The organism is Caballeronia sp. LZ032 (assembly GCF_031451315.1).
Classification (GTDB): Bacteria; Pseudomonadota; Gammaproteobacteria; order Burkholderiales; family Burkholderiaceae; genus Caballeronia.
In genome coordinates this window covers 1-1,011 of record NZ_JARUXP010000039.1, presented here as the reverse complement: position 1 = coordinate 1,011, position 1,011 = coordinate 1, and the positions used below count along the sequence as shown (strand labels likewise).

The window sequence follows — 1,011 nt, the reverse complement described above, 5'->3', positions numbered from 1 at the left end:
AAAAAAACATCAGAAACAACGGCACGCCAATTACCAACATTGATTCATTTTCACCGAGCTTAAAAGCTAATCGGCATAGCCCTGCAATAAGAAATGACCAACACCCCGCGCCAAAGAGGGAGGCTAAGCACACCGTAAACCAGATTTGCAGGGTTGCGTAAAGTCGTTTCCAGTTCATTTTTTGCTACCAGCATTTTGAACGTCATTGAAGACGGTAATGCCTTTCGTGGTTACTCCGTAGAACAAGATGGCTTGATTTGTTCCGTAAGGAGCGGCCTGGCCGACAAAGGGAATCAACGTGTTGTTGTTGATGCGCGGCACTGTAACTCCGAACATTGAGCCGGGGCGATTCAGACCGTCCGCAGTGCCCATTTTGAGCGGAACCGAAACCCTCAAAGCCAGAGCTGCCGCCACTAAGTTCAAGCCATCATAGGCAGTGTCACCCCATGTTGAATTGAGACTGTTGAACCCCGATCTCAGCGGATTCCAGCCGGAAGTCGCAGTTGCATCGTATCGGTTGAGCAAACTCGATCCCCCTTCAATTGCATCGCTTGTGCCGAAGGCGAACATCCATCCCCCGATCGCGCAGCCAACACCGCTGCCACACAATGAGCCGCCGGTGTTAGCAGTGACTATTCCCAGTCCAGTCTTCGCAAGATCCTTTGCCACACCGACCGGGTCGCTCTTCACCATATCCGTGACCTTCTGCCCGGGCGTGTAATTGAACAATCCCGCCTCCTTCTGATTTTTCACCCACGCCAGTTCCGGCCCGAGCTGTGACGCCTCAAGCTGACTCACAAAGTTAGCGTTGTATTGCTCACTGCCCGGCGCGTATTCGGCCCAACATTTCACCGCATAGCACGCCGCTTTGGTCAACCGACTCGCCTCGGCCGCGTCTCCGTTCGCCTGGTCCGCGATCGTCTTCTTCTCCTTCTGGTTCAACTGCCGATTGTACAAATCCGCGTTACTGGCGGTCACGGCGCCTGCTTCGCCACCTGCCAACGCGCCGCC

The 1,011-nt window shown here is 54.3% G+C and carries 1 protein-coding gene; it reads right to left on the bottom strand.

What is annotated here, in order from left to right:
* Nucleotides 1-174 precede the first annotated feature (174 nt).
* Nucleotides 175-1,011, bottom strand: an 837-nt coding sequence (locus QCE69_RS39300; RefSeq protein ID WP_309936150.1) for a hypothetical protein, incomplete at its 5' end; no start/stop codon positions are given.